Here is a 1,453-nt window from a genome sequence, read left to right on the forward strand (position 1 = left end):
TGCTGGAAGAGTCGGCAGACTTGCTGCGTGCGCTCAACGTCCCGCTAACGCCTGTTCATGCCACAGATCCGGTGGGGCAAGCGTTATCTTGGCTGCCGCTGGATCTGGACGTTTCGCCGTTCGACAATAGCCATACCCGGAAAGAAGGCGTGTCCCTGACGTACAAAAAGGTGGACGGCTATGCTCCTTTTTCGCTTATCTGGGGCAGGAAGGGTATGGGGTCAACGTCAATCTGCGCGAAGGCAGTACCCATGTACAAAAAGAAGCCGCCGCGTTTCTGTCGCTCAATCGGAGTATGCCCGCCGCATCACCGACCTGCCGCTACTCGTACGCATGGATGCCGGCAACGACGCGCTGGAGAATTTGAATGTCTGCCTGAACGAAGAGGTGGATTTTATCGTCAAACGCAATCTGCGCCGGGAGTCACCGGAAGAATGGCTGATGATCGCCAAGCAAGACGGGATGTGTTGTGAAGAACGAGAGGGCAAGCGGGTATATCTGGGCTCCATGGAATGGACCGACAAGAAGCTGGAGCGCCCCATTCGCGTGGTCTACCAGGTGATTGAACGAACCGTGGAAGCCGATGGATAAATCCTGTTGGTGCCCCAAATGGAGGTGCAGGTGTTTTTCACCACGCTACGGTGTTCGCCTTGGCAAGTGATTAAGCTGTACCGTGACCACGCGACCAGCGAGCAATTTCACAGCGAACTCAAGACGGATTTAAATTTAGAGCGATTGCCTTCCGGCAAGTTTGCCACGAACGATCTGGTGTTGTGTGCGGGCCTAGTTGCTTATAATCTGCCGCGGGCTATTGGACAAATTTCCATTCAAGAACCAGACGCCCCGCTTCGAAACAAAGTCAGCCGCAGGCGGGTCAAAACGGTCATCGAAAATCTGATCTGGCTGGCCTCTCGAATGGTAGAGCATGCCAGACAAACGAAGCTCCGCTTCGGAAGACATAGTCCATGGTTTCAGACATTCCAGCGCATTTACCCTGCATTCCCGTGAAATTATAACGAGGATGCTGTAGAAGCCTTGGAGCACTATGGTTTCCAATGATCATACTTGTGAAATTTTTCAAAATCATAGTTATAATTTTAACGAGGTTAATGAAAGAGAATGTTACCCATTAAGATCCAAACATATAATAAAAAGGAAATGTATACCTTAAACAGCAGATCAAAAATTGCTCTATTGGGAAATTAAACCATAATCATTACATCGAATTAGTCGATCTGGTTAACCACGTTATAATTTGGACGGGAATTCAGGATATACGGGATCTTGTCGGGATAATAGGCTTACAAACATATGTTCCTGTTCAAGCTTTGCACAAGGGAAGCTTTGTTTCGCGATGTCTTTTTTAAGTGAATCGGGTCACCGCCTCTGCTTTCTGCGCCTTTCGTTACAGCTGATAGTACTAGTACCTTGACCGCATAGCATTTAAGACTTA

The 1,453-nt window shown here is 48.9% G+C and carries 1 pseudogene; it reads left to right on the forward strand.

What is annotated here, in order from left to right:
• A pseudogene (locus L691_RS33290) lies at positions 1–1,008 on the forward strand (IS1380 family transposase); the annotation flags it as partial.
• Positions 1,009–1,453: the final 445 nt, after the last annotated feature.

It is taken from the genome of Paenibacillus zanthoxyli JH29, from assembly GCF_000520715.1.
Taxonomy (GTDB): Bacteria; Bacillota; Bacilli; order Paenibacillales; family Paenibacillaceae; genus Paenibacillus_AQ; species Paenibacillus_AQ zanthoxyli.